14 protein-coding genes are annotated in these 14,265 nt (G+C 62.0%); 11 read left to right on the top strand and 3 right to left on the bottom strand.

Annotated elements, in window-relative coordinates; genetic code table 11:
* The first annotated feature begins 63 nt into the window (after positions 1–63).
* From CAY82_RS25845 to CAY82_RS06680, 5 genes are read left to right on the top strand one after another with little or no spacing between them, the layout of a single operon-like run.
* The gene (locus CAY82_RS25845; protein ID WP_140399084.1) at positions 64–855 is read left to right on the top strand and encodes a hypothetical protein; all 792 of its coding nucleotides are present in this window, start codon (positions 64–66) and stop codon (positions 853–855) included.
* Entirely contained in the window at positions 852–1,517 is a 666-nt protein-coding gene (locus CAY82_RS06695; protein WP_087500473.1) for an ABC transporter ATP-binding protein, read from the top strand. Before CAY82_RS25845 ends, CAY82_RS06695 begins: the two co-directional genes overlap by 4 nt.
* Positions 1,510–2,679 (top strand): ABC transporter permease, encoded by a 1,170-nt coding sequence (locus tag CAY82_RS06690; RefSeq protein ID WP_087500472.1) that lies wholly within the window; start codon positions 1,510–1,512, stop codon positions 2,677–2,679. Before CAY82_RS06695 ends, CAY82_RS06690 begins: the two co-directional genes overlap by 8 nt.
* Entirely contained in the window at positions 2,672–4,129 is a 1,458-nt protein-coding gene (locus tag CAY82_RS06685; protein WP_087500471.1) for a TolC family protein, read from the top strand. The genes CAY82_RS06690 and CAY82_RS06685 overlap by 8 nt, the downstream gene beginning before the upstream one ends.
* Positions 4,122–5,336 carry an efflux RND transporter periplasmic adaptor subunit gene (locus CAY82_RS06680; RefSeq protein WP_170931033.1) on the top strand — a complete coding sequence of 405 codons (1,215 nt, stop codon included), beginning with the start codon at positions 4,122–4,124 and terminating at the stop codon, positions 5,334–5,336. The genes CAY82_RS06685 and CAY82_RS06680 overlap by 8 nt, the downstream gene beginning before the upstream one ends.
* Positions 5,337–5,440: 104 nt before the next feature.
* Here CAY82_RS06680 and yaaA read toward each other — a convergent pair whose 3' ends face one another.
* Complete coding sequence (gene yaaA / locus CAY82_RS06675) at positions 5,441–6,220, bottom strand: peroxide stress protein YaaA (RefSeq protein WP_087500468.1); 780 nt, start codon at positions 6,218–6,220, stop codon at positions 5,441–5,443.
* Between the two features lie 137 nt (positions 6,221–6,357).
* Between yaaA and CAY82_RS06670 the strand changes: the two genes are divergently transcribed.
* The 5 genes from CAY82_RS06670 to moaE all read left to right on the top strand — a co-directional run bounded on the left by CAY82_RS06670 (position 6,358) and on the right by moaE (position 10,530).
* Positions 6,358–7,485 (top strand): polysaccharide deacetylase family protein, encoded by a 1,128-nt coding sequence (locus CAY82_RS06670; RefSeq protein WP_087500467.1) that lies wholly within the window; start codon positions 6,358–6,360, stop codon positions 7,483–7,485.
* A 365-nt stretch (positions 7,486–7,850) separates the two neighbouring features.
* Positions 7,851–9,245: a PhoH family protein gene (locus tag CAY82_RS06665; protein WP_087500466.1), complete on the top strand. Its 1,395-nt coding sequence runs from the start codon at positions 7,851–7,853 to the stop codon at positions 9,243–9,245.
* A 120-nt stretch (positions 9,246–9,365) separates the two neighbouring features.
* Positions 9,366–9,836: a cyclic pyranopterin monophosphate synthase MoaC gene (moaC, locus tag CAY82_RS06660; RefSeq protein ID WP_087500465.1), complete on the top strand. Its 471-nt coding sequence runs from the start codon at positions 9,366–9,368 to the stop codon at positions 9,834–9,836.
* Positions 9,836–10,081 (top strand): molybdopterin converting factor subunit 1, encoded by a 246-nt coding sequence (gene moaD, locus CAY82_RS06655; protein WP_087500464.1) that lies wholly within the window; start codon positions 9,836–9,838, stop codon positions 10,079–10,081. Before moaC ends, moaD begins: the two co-directional genes overlap by 1 nt.
* Before the next feature lie 2 nt (positions 10,082–10,083).
* On the top strand, positions 10,084–10,530 hold the full coding sequence (gene moaE / locus CAY82_RS06650) for a molybdopterin synthase catalytic subunit MoaE (RefSeq protein WP_087500463.1): 447 nt from the start codon (positions 10,084–10,086) through the stop codon (positions 10,528–10,530).
* A gap of 129 nt (positions 10,531–10,659) precedes the next feature.
* On the opposite strand, the gene rhlB is transcribed toward moaE, so the two are convergent.
* Together rhlB and CAY82_RS06640 are read right to left on the bottom strand one after the other, a co-directional pair.
* Positions 10,660–12,123 carry an ATP-dependent RNA helicase RhlB gene (gene rhlB, locus CAY82_RS06645; protein WP_087500462.1) on the bottom strand — a complete coding sequence of 488 codons (1,464 nt, stop codon included), beginning with the start codon at positions 12,121–12,123 and terminating at the stop codon, positions 10,660–10,662.
* 101 nt (positions 12,124–12,224) lie between these two features.
* A complete protein-coding gene (locus tag CAY82_RS06640) occupies positions 12,225–12,881 on the bottom strand; it encodes an alpha/beta hydrolase (RefSeq protein ID WP_087500460.1) in 657 nt (218 codons plus the stop codon).
* A 331-nt stretch (positions 12,882–13,212) separates the two neighbouring features.
* Between CAY82_RS06640 and CAY82_RS06635 the strand changes: the two genes are divergently transcribed.
* On the top strand, positions 13,213–14,241 hold the full coding sequence (locus tag CAY82_RS06635) for an amino acid ABC transporter substrate-binding protein (protein WP_087500459.1): 1,029 nt from the start codon (positions 13,213–13,215) through the stop codon (positions 14,239–14,241).
* Positions 14,242–14,265 lie beyond the last annotated feature (24 nt).

The raw sequence follows: 14,265 nt of genomic DNA, 5'->3' as shown, positions 1-14,265 counted from the left end.
TACGTCTAGCGGGAGGTGGCGTACTGTTGCTGAATCATAATTACTGTTTGCGCGAGGTGAGGTATGCAATTCCCTAACAGTATCGGTTTCGCAAAAGTAGAAATTGCCGGAGCTGTACCGGTCCGGCGCACAATAAGCAATGAAACGGGCTCAAGTCCGCTGAAGCCTGAAACCGAGGAAAAGCCCGAGGATTCAGAGATTTCCAGCCTTTCACGCCAGCTCAGTGCTGCCGCCCGACGCGCAGCAGCTCGAGAGAGTCAATTCTCTCGAAGTGAGCTTTCGGCGCTGGCTGCGCGAATCCTGGATAAACTGACAGGTGCAAGTTATTCATTCAGTAAATCCTCTTATGATGAATTTCTACCCGATACTGATGATATCGAGTTGCTTGATCGAGCGCGACGAGCAACCGACTTTTCGAACGGTCGAGGCCCAAACCCATTCGAGGGATTATCCACTGATCAACTGAGCTTGATCACATATGACGAAAGCGGTGATTTTACTGTCAATGAGCGAAGAGCGGCCAGATTGGAGTTGGCCAGTCGGCGATCGGAATGGCAATCGTACATAACACACAAAATGGAGGGTGAACGCCAAAGAACCGGGCGTGCGGAGCAAGGTATATATGAAATTATTGATTATTACAAAGCACTTCCCCGAATAGAGGAGGCTCAAATCCAAGGAAATTGGGAGGCAGACTACATGATGTTGCTTTCTCAATACGAACTGGAATGGCCAGCATTCAATACATCACTGATCGAGATGGTTGCCAATGAGTGGACTCAGCAGAATGCGTCTTCGTACGTGCCTGTAGAGTTCGCTGACGAAGTCGGTAAACCTGCGGAGGACAATGGATGAACTCGAGCATTTCTCTGCATGGCTTCACCCGACTGCTCGGGGGCCAGACCATCCTGCATGATGTCTCGTTTTCTATTTTCCCTGGCGAGTCATGTGCCATCACTGGCCCCTCCGGTTCAGGCAAAAGCACCTTACTTAACCTGATCGGCCTGCTCGACCAGCCGTGCCGGGGGCGGCTGGTACTGGACGGTTGCGACATGACGCATGCCACTGCCAATCAACGCGCCATCACCCGAAACCGCCTGCTGGGCTTTGTATTCCAGAGCTTCAATCTGCTGCCCCGCCTGTCCATTCTCGACAATGTCGCGTTGCCATTGAGTTACCGCGGCATCGGCCTGGCCTCAGCACGGCGGGCTGCGACGCTGCAGCTGGAAAAAGTCGGCCTGGCCCATTGTGCCCGGAACCGGCCCGCAGATCTGTCCGGCGGCCAGCGCCAGCGTGTGGCGATCGCCCGGGCGCTGGTCACCGGGCCGCGGATTTTGCTGGCCGACGAGCCCACCGGGAACCTTGATTGCGAAACGGCTCAGGAGATCATCGGGCTGCTCTGCAGGCTGAACCATGAGCAGGGCATGACCTTGCTCATGGTCACCCACGACCCGGCCATGGCGCAGCGCATGCAGCGGCGCATGCAGGTGCGTGACGGTGGCGTCTTCGATGCATGAGGCCTATGGGCCAAGTTGGCCGCAACGCATCGGCGAGGCACTGGGCAGCGTGCGGCAGCTGGGCGTCAGAGCCTGGTTTGCACTGTCGGGCATAGCGATTGGCTGCGCCGCGCTGGTGGCTTTGATGAACATCGGCCATGGTGCCGCGCAGCATGTCCGGCAGATGTTCCAGGGGTTGGGCAGCGACTTGCTGGTGGTCAGCCTGGAGGGCGCTACCGCGCCGGGTGGCACTTTGGGTATGGAGGCAGAGCCTTTGCCGCCTGGTATTCGAGCGGCGGCACCTTTGGCAACCGCAGTGCAGGCGCTGAAGTTCGATAGAACAAGCATCGAGGTCATGGTCGCAGGCAGCACCGCGCACCTGGCCGAGGTTCTGGATCTTGAGGTTGGCCAGGGGCGATTGCTGTCCCGCTACGATGACCAGGCTGCGCATCTGCTGCTGGGCGCTTCGCTGGCGAGACAGTTGCGGGTACGGGAGGGGGATCGGGTGCAGTTGGGCAGTTATCTGTTCGATGTGGTCGGGGTGCTCGGGCGCCGTGGTTACAACCCCATGCTGCCGGTGAACTTCGACGACGCAGTATTGATGCCACTGGCGGGCATGCATCGCCTTAGCCCCGCGCCAGCAGTCGGAACGCTTGTCGCGCTGGGTGACACCGCGATGGACCTGACGCAGGCTGCCGCTTCGCTGTCGCACTTTCTGCAAGCACGATTGCCGGGGTATGAGGTGGAGGTCCAGTTGCCCAGGCAAATGCTGGAGAGCATGGCCGGCCAGTCGCGCATGATGACCTGGATGCTCGTGAGTACCGCTGCCATCGCGCTGGTGCTTGGCGGGGTCGGGGTGATGAATGTCATGGTGATGAATGTGGCGCAGCGCCGTCGGGAAATAGGTGTGCGCGTTGCCTTGGGTGCACGGGGGCGCGACATCGCCTGGTTGTTCCTGCTCGAAGCATTGCTGCTAGGGGCAGCCGGGGCGCTGCTTGGCGTTTTGCTCGGATTGGCCGCAGCCTGGTTGTTCGCGCTGGCTGCCGGTTGGCGCTTTGCCCTCCATGCCGGGTCGCTGCCTGCAAGCATGGGCGCGTCGCTGGCGCTGGCGCTGTTCTTCGGTCTGCAGCCTGCGTTGGCTGCAGCGCGGCTGCAGCCGTTGCAGGCGTTACGTGATGACTAGGGGGGTGGTGCCGGTCCTCCTGTCGCCGCTGCTGGTACTGGCCGAAGAAGGCCTGCAGCCGTCGCGCCCGGCTTTGCAGCACGTGTCACCGGTAAGTGCCTTGTCGACCCTGCATGGCGAACCCGTGGATATCGAACTGGCCGATGCGATTGCCCTGGCGTTGCGCGACAATCGTGCGATCCGGAGGGCCTACCTTGAGCGCATCGCGCAGAAGTTCGAGCTACGGGTGGCACATGACCAGTTTGCGCCGCAGTTGGCACTCAAAGCCCGCTACCTGGCTAATCGCAACCACGCCGATCACTATCAGGAGGCACGGCTGGCCCCGACAGCCAGCCTGCTCACACCCTACGGTACGCGTTTGAGCCTTGACTGGGCTCGTGGCCATACCCGTGCCGATGGTGCCGGGCGACGTTACAGCGATGGGGCAAACTTGACGATCATCCAGCCCTTGTTGCGTGGTGCCGGGCGCGACATTGCCAGTGCGCCACTGCGTCAGGCGCGCCTGGCCGAACAACTGAACCGACTGGCGCTCAAGGACGACGTCTCTGCGGTCATTACCCGCACGATCATGCTGTACCGCGCGCTGCTGCGCGCGCAGGAGCAACTGCGTATCGCCGAAGATGGACTGGCGCGGTCACGGCAGTTGGTGGAGGTGAACCGGGCACTGATCGCTGCCGGGCGCATGGCTGCGTTCGATATCGTCCAGGCGCAGGCCGAAGTCGCCAACCAGGAGATGGCACGTGAAAGCAGCCGCAACCAGTTGCAGCAGAGTTGTCAGGCATTGGCACAGCTGTTGGCAATAGACCTGTCGACACCGCTGAGAGCCGTGGAGTCTCTGCATGTCGAGCGCCTGCAGGTGGACGCCAGCCAGGCACTGGCTCGCGCAGAAGCGTGGCAACCGGCGTATCTGATGCAACAGCTGGCTGTCGAGCAGGCTGCGATCGATCTGCAGGTGGCGGATAACGCCCAATGGTGGGATCTGTCGTTGGTCGGCGGGGTCAGTCAACTGCGCGAGCGGCCAGGCAACGGTACCTCCGGGGAACGCTATCTCGGGCTTGAACTGGAAGTACCCATTGGTGACCTCGACCGGCGTCAGGCCTGGGTGCGGGCCCAGGTGGCCATGGATCAGCAGAACCTGAACCTGGCCGAATCCCGTCAGCAACTCCAGCGCGAAGTGGGCACAGCTGTGCGGGACGTGCAGGTGCGCTGGCGCCAGGTGGAAATTGCCGAGCGCGCGTTGGCCTTGTCGCAGCGCAAGCTCGATATCGAGCAGGAGAAGTTGGCCGCAGGGCGTTCCAGCAATTTCCAGGTGCTAAGTTTCGAAGGGGATCTGCGCTACGCGCAAAGTACCCGTCTGGATGCCATCCTCGATTACCTCGAAGCCCAGGTGGTACTGGACCAGGTGCTGGGAGCGACGCTCGACAGCTGGAACGTGGCGCTCAATGACTAGGCGGTGGTGGTGGGTGCTGGGGGGCAGCACAGGCATGCTGGTATTGCTGCTTTGGCAGGCGTGGCCGGATACCTCCGCAAGGGACGCGCAACGCTGGGTGCAGGTCGAACCACAGCCGTTGGCGGTGCATCTGGGGTTGGTTGGCAGGCTTCAGGCAGGCCGCCAGGTGACCCTCAGTGCGCCCTTCGATGGCGTGCTGACCTCGCTGCTAGTAGCTGAGGGGCAGCAGGTGGCCGCCGGGCAGCCATTGATGCACCTGGACACCACGCAGCTCGATATCCAGCTGCGCCAGGCCGAGGCCGAGCGCCTGAAGGCCACGGCATTGGTCAGCCAGCTGCGCGGTTGGCAGTCTGGCCCCGAAGTGGCGCGCAGCTTACGTACGCTGGCGGCGGCGCGCGCCACGTTGGCGGCTGGCCAGGCGGCGCTGGATGAAACCCGACGGCTGCTGGAGCGAGGTATCGTTGCCCGTACGGAAGTTGAAAGCCTCGAGCAGTTGCAGCAAGCGCAACGGCAGGCGGTAATGGATGCGCAGCAGGACCTGCAGCTGACCCAGGCCCGGGGCCAGGGGGACGCGTTGAGGATTGCCGAAATGGAGCTGGAAAGTGCCGAAGCACATTGGCGGGCGTTGCTGGCGAGGCGTGATCTCCGGGTGGTCAAGGCGCCGTTTGCCGGCCTGTTGTCCCGTGCAGATGGCAGCGCAGCCAGGCTACGGCCACTTCAGGAGGGTCAGGCGCTTGTCCAGGGCATGCCACTGTTGACTTTGAGCAGCCTTGAGCATTTGCAGGTGGCTGCCAAGGTGGCAGAAAGCGACCTGGGCGATCTGCGCGAAGGCATGGAGGTGCAAGCCTTCATTGCAGGTCATGTGCTTGCCGGGCGCCTGGCACAGATCGGCCAGCAGGCGCGTGACGATACCGAACAAACGGCATGGTACGACCTACGGGTTGACCTGCAATTGCCTGAAGACGCCACACGGCAGAGTTTGCGCCTGGGAATGAGTGCCCGGTTGGCGGTGCTGATACATCGCGAAGCCGGTGCGATGGTGGTGCCTGCCGAGGCCTTGCAGGAGGATGATGCGGGCAGGCATTACGTGGTTTATCGCCAGGCTGCGCAACAGGCGCCGCGCCGGGTTGTGGTCAGACCGGCAAGGGCGGTGGTGCAAGGGGTGAAGGTAGACGGGCTGGAGGCGGGGTTTGTGCTGATACCGTAGGGCCGCTGTGCGGCCCTTTTCGCGGGTCAACCTGTGCCCTCAGGTATTGCGTTGGCCTCGAGCGCAACGCAGTTTCTGTGTGAGCGGGTTCACCTGTTACAGGATCACTCGGACGGATGATCGCGCAGGAACACCAGGTGGTCCGGTTTCGACTGCTCGGCGCTGTAGTAGTAGCCCTGTACATCGAACTGCTTGAGTTGTTCCGGGTCGTTGATACGCCGCTGGATCACGAAGCGGCTCATCATCCCCCGTGCCTTCTTGGCGTAGAAGCTGATGATCTTGTACTGGCCGTTCTTCAAGTCCTTGAAATCGACGTTGATTACCCGAGCCTTCAATGCGCTGCGTTTCACCGCACTGAAGTACTCGTTGCTGGCCAGGTTCAGCAGCACGTCATCGCCCTGTTCGGCCAGGGCCTGGTTCAGCCATTCGCTGATCCGCGTGCCCCAGAAGGCGTACAGGTCCTTGCCGCGGGCGTTGGCCAGCTTGGTGCCCATTTCAAGGCGGTAGGGTTGCATCAGGTCGAGCGGGCGCAACAGACCGTACAGGCCCGAAAGCATGCGCAAGTGCTGCTGGGCGTAGCTGAAGTCGTCCTCGCCCAGGCTCTCGGCGTCGAGGCCGGTGTACACGTCACCCTTGAACGCCAGCAGTGCCTGCTTGGCATTGGCAGGGGTGAAGTCCGGGGTCCAGCTGCCGAAGCGCGCGGCATTCAGGCCGGCGAGCTTGTCGGACAGATGCATCAGTTCGCTGATCTGCGCCGGCGACAGGTCGCGCAGTTGCTGGATCAGTTCCTGGGAGTCGTCCAGGTACTGGGGCAGGGTGTAACGCTCGATCACCGGCGGGGTGTCGTAGTCGAGGGTCTTGGCGGGGGAAATCACCGTCAGCATCGGGTCGGCTCCTGGCATCGTTGGCCGGGAATTCTACGGGCTGGGCGGTGCAAGTCCAAACTATGGCGACGATAGTCACAGACCATGGCCTATCCAGACGCTATAGTGCGCGTTTCGCCGTTGCGGAGCCTTCAACCGTGCGTATTGCCTCTGCCTTGCTGGCCGCTCTGCTGAGCCTGGCCGTGCAAGCCGCCCCGTCACCCCAGGTGAGCCTGGACCGCAGCCTGTGGCCCGAACAGCTGGACAGCCCGGCGCTGTTCGATGTGGCCTCGCGGGCCGAAATCCTCTCGTTCGCCCAGGTGCTGCACGAAAGCGAGCAGCTCGACGACGCAGCGCTGGCCGCACGCTTGGGGCTGCGGCAGATCAACCTGCAGAAGGTGCGCCTGGTGCGGGCGCGCATGTGGCAGCGGTTGTGGGAGGGTTATCAACAGGCGCAACGCAGTTGCGAGCAGGATGCGTCGTTCTGCTACCCGGTAACGTCGATGACGGAGTTGCGTACACAAGCAGTGACGTTTGCTGCCGATGTCGGCACGTTCTATATCGGCTGGATCGAGCCGAGCCACCAGTTCCATGTGCGCTACCTGGACGAGCAACTGCGCAAGGCTGCGTTGCTGCCACAGACCAGCAGCGAGGTGGAGCGGCTGTCCTCGCGCGAGCGCAACGGGGATGAACTGAACGATCGCATGTTCCTGCTGACCTTCGTCGGCGGGCCCGGGCCGAAGGACGGCAGTACCGACCTGCTGGCCGATTACCTGCGCCGGCAAAAGCTTGAAGGTACGTTCTTCGTACTCGGCAACCGCCTGCGGCAACGCCGCGACGCCGGGGCGGCGAATGCCTTGCGCCAGCTCTATGGCGGGCAGTGTGTGGGGATCCAGGGGTGGGAGTACCGCTCCCATGCGCAGTGGACCGATTGGCAGGACTCGCTGCGGCGTAGCCAGGCGCGGGTGCAGGCCGACCTGCCGGAGCAGTACGTACCGTTGTTCCGGCCGCCTTATGGGCAGCGCCGGGCCGATGGCGAGGCATTCATGGCCAGCCAGCAGTTATGGGTGTCATTGTGGGACATCGATGCCCAGGATGATGGCGCATTGAGCGCTGAGGCCTCGGCGCAACGGGTGCTGACCTTGATGTTGCTGTGGCGCAAAGGGGTGATCCAGTTCCATGACAGCCTGCCCAAGGCGCAGCCGGCGGTGGAGTGGTTGTTGCGCAATACGGCGCAGAGCGGGATTGGTTGGGAAGATTGCCAGGGATATGCCAACCGGGGGTGAGAGGGGGCCGCTGTGCAGCCCATTGCCGGCAAGCCAGTTCCCACAGGTACCGTGCATGGCTTGCTGGCGATGGTTCCGGCAAGGCCAGCCTGATTTTTGACTGTAGTCCTCATGCGCCCCCTCGCCAACCCCTGTTCGTCATTTGGAAAAATAAACTTCACCTACACGTAAAAAGACTTTTTTTAGTCATCATTTTTGCGGTATGAAGAAGCCAGACAGCCGATTCCTGCAGCACAGGTGGCGTCATCCAGGCCCACCTAGCCAGGTTCGCTTCCCGCCCGTAACAACGCGGATACGGGGAGAACGGCAGTCACTCTGCGGCGTAACAGACCACGCCGTGTGGCTTCGACATAAGGTGACCGAGTATGGATGACCAAGGACGCAACTCTTCCTCCAGCAAGCCTATCCTGTATGTGCTCGATACCAACGTCCTGATTCACGACCCCAACGCGTTACTCAACTTCGAGGAGCACCATGTCGCCATCCCGATGACGGTGCTGGAGGAACTCGACAAGCTCAAGACCGGCAAACAGAGCATCGCTGCCGAATGCCGCCAGGCCATTCGCCTGATCGACCAGACTCTTGGTGACGCCTCGCCCAGCGATGTCGAGCAGGGCGTGCCGATCCAGCGTGGCAAGAGCGGGCCCAAGGGCTTCCTGTCCATCCTGATGACTCCGCGCAACGAGCCGAACAAGCTGCTGCCGGAAAACCTCAACGACAACATCATCATCAACCAGTTGCTCGAAGTACGGGCCCGGCGCACCGACCTGGACGTTGTGCTGGTCACCAAAGACATCAACATGCGCCTTAAGGCGCGTGCCTGTGGCATCGCGGCCGAGGACTACAGTACCGACCAGTTGGTCGATGACGTGTCCTTGCTGTCCAAGGGCTACCATTCGGTCACCGGCTCGTTCTGGGACCGGGTGAGCAAGGTCGATACCCGCCAGGAGCGTGGCCGCACCTGGCACCGCGTGCAATTGATCGACAACCTGCCGGCGGTGCATATCAACGAGTTCATCATCGATGAACAGGGCTTCGTCGGCTGGATCAAGGGTATCCGCAACGATGAGCTGCTGTTGCTCGACCTGCACCAGGAGCCGCTGCTGCACCAGGAAGCCTGGGGCCTGAAGCCACGGGACATCCACCAGAGTCTGGCGCTGTTCGCTCTGCTCGACCCGGATATCCACCTGGTCAACCTGACCGGCGCCGCCGGTTCCGGCAAGACCATCCTGGCCCTGGCCGCAGCCATCGAACAGACCATGGTCAGCAAGCGCTACCGGCGCATCATCGCCACCCGCAGCGTGCAGGGGCTGGACCAGGAGATCGGCTTCCTGCCGGGCACCGAGGCCGAGAAGATGGAACCCTGGCTGGGCGCCATCACCGACAACCTCGAAGCCTTGCACATGGATGACGAAAGCACCCATGGCAGCGTCGAGTACATCCTCGAGCGCGTGCCGTTGCAGTTCAAGTCGCTGAACTACATTCGTGGCCGTAGCTTCCAGCAGAGCCTGATCCTGATCGACGAGTGCCAGAACCTGACGCCGCACCAGATGAAAACCATCATCACCCGTGCCGGCTCCGGGTCCAAGGTGGTCTGCCTGGGCAACCTGGCGCAGATCGACACCCCCTACCTGTCCGCGACCAGCTCGGGCCTGACCTACCTGACCGAGCGCTTCAAGGACTTCCCTCATGGCGTGCACATCACCCTGCAGGGTGTGCCACGCTCGGTGCTGGCCGAGTACGCCGAATCACATCTGTAACCCTCTCCGCCGGGCGGTTCGCCGCCCGGCCTTTTCGCGGGCACGCCCGGTTGACGCACCCCTCTGCTCAAACCTGACTCACAGGTTTACACTGCGAACTCCCTTCACAGGAGCAGAGCAGTGCTGACACATCTTGATTCCCAGGGGCGGGCCAACATGGTCGACGTCACTGAAAAGGCCGTGACCGAGCGCGAGGCCACCGCCGAGGCGCGGGTGCGCATGTTGCCGCAGACCTTGCAGATGATCGTCGACGGTGGGCACCCCAAGGGCGACGTGTTCGCCGTGGCGCGCATTGCCGGCATCCAGGCGGCGAAGAAAACCAGCGACCTGATCCCGCTGTGCCACCCGCTGATGCTGACCAGCGTCAAGGTCGAACTCAGTGCCGAGGGGCAGGACACCGTGCGCATCGTCGCCCGCTGCAAGCTGGCCGGGCAGACCGGCGTGGAGATGGAGGCGCTGACCGCCGCCAGCGTGGCCGCGCTGACGATCTATGACATGTGCAAGGCTGTGGATAAAGGTATGGTCATCGAGCAAGTGCGCCTGCTGGAAAAACTTGGCGGCAAGAGCGGCCACTACAAGGTGGAGGCGTGATGAAGGTCAAAGTGATGTACTTCGCCCGTTACCGCGAACTGTTGGGCGTGGATGCCGAGCGGGTGGAGGGCGTGTTCAAGGTGCTCGATGATGTGCGCCAGGCCTTGGTGGCCAAGGGCGGGCAGTACGAAGTGCTGGCCGAGCAGAACCTGATGTGTGCGCGCAACGAAGAGCTGTGCAAGCTCGATGAGCCACTGGAAGAGGGCGATGAAATTGCGTTCTTCCCGCCGGTGACCGGAGGCTGAACATGGCTGTGCGAGTACAGGAAGGCGCGTTCGACCCGGGGGCCGAGACCAATGCCATGCATGCGGCCAATGTCGGCGTGGGCGCGGTGGTCGGTTTTGTTGGCTATGTGCGGGATTTCAACGATGGCCGTGAAGTGGCGGGGATGTTCCTCGAGCACTATCCGGGCATGACCGAAAAGGCCCTGGCCAAGATCGTGGTCGAGGCCGAGCAGCGCTGGCCGTTGCTCAAGGTGGAGGTGCTGCACCGCATCGGTGCACTGGGGCCGGGCGAGCCGATCGTGTTCGTTGGCGTGGCCAGTGCCCATCGACAGGCGGCGTTCGATGCCTGCAACTTCATCATGGACTACCTGAAGACCCGGGCGCCGTTCTGGAAGAAGGAAAATACCCAGGAAGGGGCAAGGTGGGTGGAAGGGAAGCAGAGTGACCAGGACGCCGCCGAGCGCTGGTAGATCCTTGTTTGATGGCCGGGGCGGAGCCCCGGTTCGCGGGTGAACCCGCTCCCACAGGGTCCCTGCTAATTCAATGAGTTATGTGCAGTTCTGTGGGAGCGGGTTTACCCGCGAAGAGGCCGGCACAGGTCAATGATGCTTGCGCGGCACCGGCTTCAGTAGTTCATCCGGCGGCATTTCGCATTTGATCTTGCGCCCCAGCAGCTCTTCGATCGCCGGCAGCTGGTACGAGTCATCCTCACCGGCAAAGCTGATCGACACACCACTGGTGCCCGCACGACCGGTCCGGCCAATGCGGTGCACGTAGTCGTCCGGGTCTTCCGGCAGGGTGAAGTTGATCACGTGGCTGATGCCATCGATGTGAATGCCGCGCCCGGCCACGTCGGTGGCCACCAGCACGGTGATTCGCCCTTCGCGGAAGTTTTCCAGGGTACGGATACGCTTGTGCTGCGGCACGTCGCCCGACAACTGCGCGGCATTGATGCCGTCGCGCACCAGTTTTTCCTCGATGCGCCGCACTTCGTCCTTGCGGTTGGCGAACACCATCACCCGTTCCCACTTGTTCTGGGTCACCAGGTTGTACAGCAGCTTGTACTTGTCACTGCCGGCCACCGCATACACGTGCTGCTCCACCGTTTCGCTGGCAACGTTTTCCGGCTCGATCTCGACGATGGCCGGGTTGGTGGTCCACTGCTTGGCCAGGTTCATCACGTCGTCGGTGAAGGTGGCGGAGAACAGCAAGGTCTGGCGCTCGCTTTTCGGCGGCGTTTGGCGAATGATCTGGCGCACCTGGGGAATGAAGCCCATGTCGAGCATGCGGTCGGCTTCGTCCAGCACCATCACCTCGACCATGTCCAGGTGCACCTCACCGCGCTGGTTGAAGTCCAGCAGGCGCCCCGGAGTGGCCACCAGGATGTCGCAGTGGCGCGCTTCCAGGGCCTTGAGTTGCTTGTCGAAGTCCATGCCACCGACGAAGCTCATCACGTTCAGGCCGGTGTACTTGGTCAGGGCGATGGCGTCCTTGGCGATCTGCACCACCAGCTCGCGGGTGGGCGCGATGATCAGTGCGCGTGGCTCGCCCATGTAGCGTTCCTTCGGCGGCGGTGTCTGCTGCAGTTGGGAAATGATCGAGATCAGGAACGCCGCAGTCTTGCCGGTACCGGTCTGGGCCCGGCCGATGGCGTCCTGGCCACGCAGGGTGTAACCCAGCACCTGTGCCTGGATTGGCGTGCAGTACGGGAAGCCCAGGTCGTGAATGGCGTGCATCAGCTCGTTGGACAGCTTGAAGTCGTGGAAGCGGGTCTTGCCTTCCTGCGGCTCGACCACGAAGTCTTCCGGTTTCCACAGGCTGGCCTGCGGTTTGGGCTTGCGTTCCCGACGCGGTTTGTCCTTGGCCGCCTTGTCGGCGGCTGGCGAAACGGCGGCAGGCTGTTCAGCCTGGGGGGCGGGGGTGGTGCGTGGGGCGGCCGGTTTTGCCGCAGGCCGGGCCTCGCTGGCGGGCGCGGGCGCAGGTGGCGTCACGCTGGCAGCAGGAGCGACGGCCTGTGGCGCGGCGTCTCCCTTGCCGAATATTTTCTTGAGTGCCTTGAGCACGATCGTCTCATCAACTGGTTAAGGAATGTACGCCGGGCAGTGTAATGCAAGATTCAGGTGCGGCGTAGTGGAATAGCCTTACAACTACAGGCGGCACTGGCTTATTGCAATTGCTTGCCAAGCCAGTCTTGGATGTCGTTCAACTCTTCCACCGCCACTTCATGCTCCATCGGGTATTCGTGCCAGCGGGCGGCGACACCCCAGGTATTCAGGTACTCGAAGGCGGTGCGGCCCATGGCAGGTATCACCACCGGGTCGTGCACGCCGTGCAGGCACAGGGCCGGGGTGCGTTGCTGGCAAGCGCTCAACTGATGTTGGTCATTGAAGGTGGGGGCGTAGGTGGACAGGGCGATCACGCCACCCAGCGCTTCTTGCCACTTTATATAGGCAGTGTGCAGCACTACCGCGCCACCCTGGGAGAAACCGGCCAGGAAGATCCGCGACAGGCTGATGCCTTTGGCCTGCTCGGCCTTGATCAGGGCAATGAGCTGCTCGGCCGATTCTTCCAGCTGCGCTTCGTCGATGGCGCGGGCCGGGGTCATGGCCTTGATGTCATACCAGCTGGGCATGGCGTAGCCGCCGTTGATGGTTACCGGGCGGGTGGGCGCCTGGGGCATGACGAAACGGGTGCTGAGCAGGCGCTCCTGCATGAATTCGGCCACTGGTAGGAAGTCGTAACGGTCGGCCCCCAGACCGTGCAACCAGATCACACAGGCGTCTGCGGTTTTCTGCGGTTCGAGAATCAGCGGGTTGGTCATGACTGCTCCGAAATTGTGCGGGTCTTGTTCTGACGTGCGTAAAAAGAAGGCGCTGGAAATGATTGTCTGAAAAAGAATGTCGCAACGATACAACTTTCCCTACTTGACGAGCGCTTAAACGCTACAGCCAGAAATTTTGGTACGCGCTTTGCAATTCAACCTGTGATGCAAAGGGCAGGCCGTGACGGTAACACCCTTTGCACGCGAAGGCTGTCACAGAACAGCCCATTGCGCCATTGACCCAATAACAAGCCAATACGGGTCGGACACGCCTCAAAAGGGTGCGGTGCAATTCCGGCTCGATACAACAAGAGCGATTTGGAGGTTGTGAATGAAGATGTTGAAAACCACCCTGGCAGTCCTGACCGCTGCCGCCGCGCTAGGCGCCGTGAGCAACGCCCAGGCCGGCGCCACCCTTGATGCGGTAAAGAAGAAGGGCTTCGTCCAGTGTGGCGTGAGCGACGGTCTTCCAGGCTTCTCGGTACCTGATGCGCAGGGCAAGATCGTTGGCATCGACGCCGACGTGTGTCGCGCTGTGGCCGCCGCCGTGTTCGGCGACGCCACCAAGGTCAAGTTCAGCCAGCTCAACGCCAAGGAACGTTTCACCGCCCTGCAGTCGGGCGAAGTCGACGTGCTGTCGCGCAACACCACCTGGACCAGCTCGCGTGATGCCGGCATGGGCCTGGTATTCGCCGGTGTTACCTACTACGACGGCGTTGGCTTCCTGGCCAACAAAAAGCTGGGTGTATCCAGCGCCAAGGAACTCGATGGCGCGACCATCTGCATCCAGGCCGGTACCACCACCGAGCTGAACGTGTCGGACTACTTCCGCGCCAATGGCCTGAAGTACACCCCGATCACCTTCGACACCTCGGATGAAAGTGCCAAGTCGCTGGAATCGGGCCGTTGCGACGTGCTGACCTCCGACAAGTCGCAGTTGTTCGCCCAGCGCTCCAAGCTGGCCGCGCCGACCGAGTACGTGGTACTGCCGGAAACCATCTCCAAGGAACCGCTGGGCCCGGTGGTGCGTAAAGGCGACGAAGAATGGTTCAGCATCGTCAAGTGGACCCTGTTCGCCATGCTTAACGCCGAAGAGGCGGGCATCACCTCGAAGAACGTCGAGGCAGAGGCCAAAGGTACCAAGAACCCGGACGTCGCCCGCCTGCTGGGTGCGGATGGCGAGTACGGCAAGGACCTCAAGCTGCCCAAGGACTGGGTAGTACAGATCGTCAAGCAAGTCGGCAACTACGGCGAAGTGTTCGAGAAGAACCTGGGCCAGAGCACCGACCTGAAGATCGACCGTGGCATGAATGCCCTGTGGAACAACGGCGGCATCCAGTACGCGCCACCTGTGCGCTGATGGCTGCACCCTGCGGCGGCATCC

The sequence above is a fragment of the Pseudomonas sp. SID14000 genome (assembly GCF_002165135.1).
Lineage (GTDB): Bacteria > Pseudomonadota > Gammaproteobacteria > Pseudomonadales > Pseudomonadaceae > Aquipseudomonas.
The sequence above is the reverse complement of the archived record's forward strand: the minus strand, read 5'-3'. Positions and strand labels throughout refer to the sequence as shown.

What these genes read in the sequence shown, in the direction of transcription:
- CAY82_RS25845 (WP_140399084.1), top strand. Translation starts at nt 64, where the DNA reads ATGCAATTCCCTAACAGTATCGGTTTCGCAAAAGTAGAAATTGCCGGA.
- CAY82_RS06680 (WP_170931033.1), top strand. Translation starts at nt 4,122, where the DNA reads ATGACTAGGCGGTGGTGGTGGGTGCTGGGGGGCAGCACAGGCATGCTG.
- moaE (WP_087500463.1), top strand. Translation starts at nt 10,084, where the DNA reads ATGGCTGTGCGAGTACAGGAAGGCGCGTTCGACCCGGGGGCCGAGACC.
- CAY82_RS06685 (WP_087500471.1), top strand. Translation starts at nt 2,672, where the DNA reads ATGACTAGGGGGGTGGTGCCGGTCCTCCTGTCGCCGCTGCTGGTACTG.
- CAY82_RS06665 (WP_087500466.1), top strand. Translation starts at nt 7,851, where the DNA reads ATGGATGACCAAGGACGCAACTCTTCCTCCAGCAAGCCTATCCTGTAT.
- moaD (WP_087500464.1), top strand. Translation starts at nt 9,836, where the DNA reads ATGAAGGTCAAAGTGATGTACTTCGCCCGTTACCGCGAACTGTTGGGC.
- CAY82_RS06695 (WP_087500473.1), top strand. Translation starts at nt 852, where the DNA reads ATGAACTCGAGCATTTCTCTGCATGGCTTCACCCGACTGCTCGGGGGC.
- CAY82_RS06690 (WP_087500472.1), top strand. Translation starts at nt 1,510, where the DNA reads ATGCATGAGGCCTATGGGCCAAGTTGGCCGCAACGCATCGGCGAGGCA.
- yaaA (WP_087500468.1), bottom strand. Translation starts at nt 6,220, where the DNA reads ATGCTGACGGTGATTTCCCCCGCCAAGACCCTCGACTACGACACCCCG.
- CAY82_RS06640 (WP_087500460.1), bottom strand. Translation starts at nt 12,881, where the DNA reads ATGACCAACCCGCTGATTCTCGAACCGCAGAAAACCGCAGACGCCTGT.
- CAY82_RS06635 (WP_087500459.1), top strand. Translation starts at nt 13,213, where the DNA reads ATGAAGATGTTGAAAACCACCCTGGCAGTCCTGACCGCTGCCGCCGCG.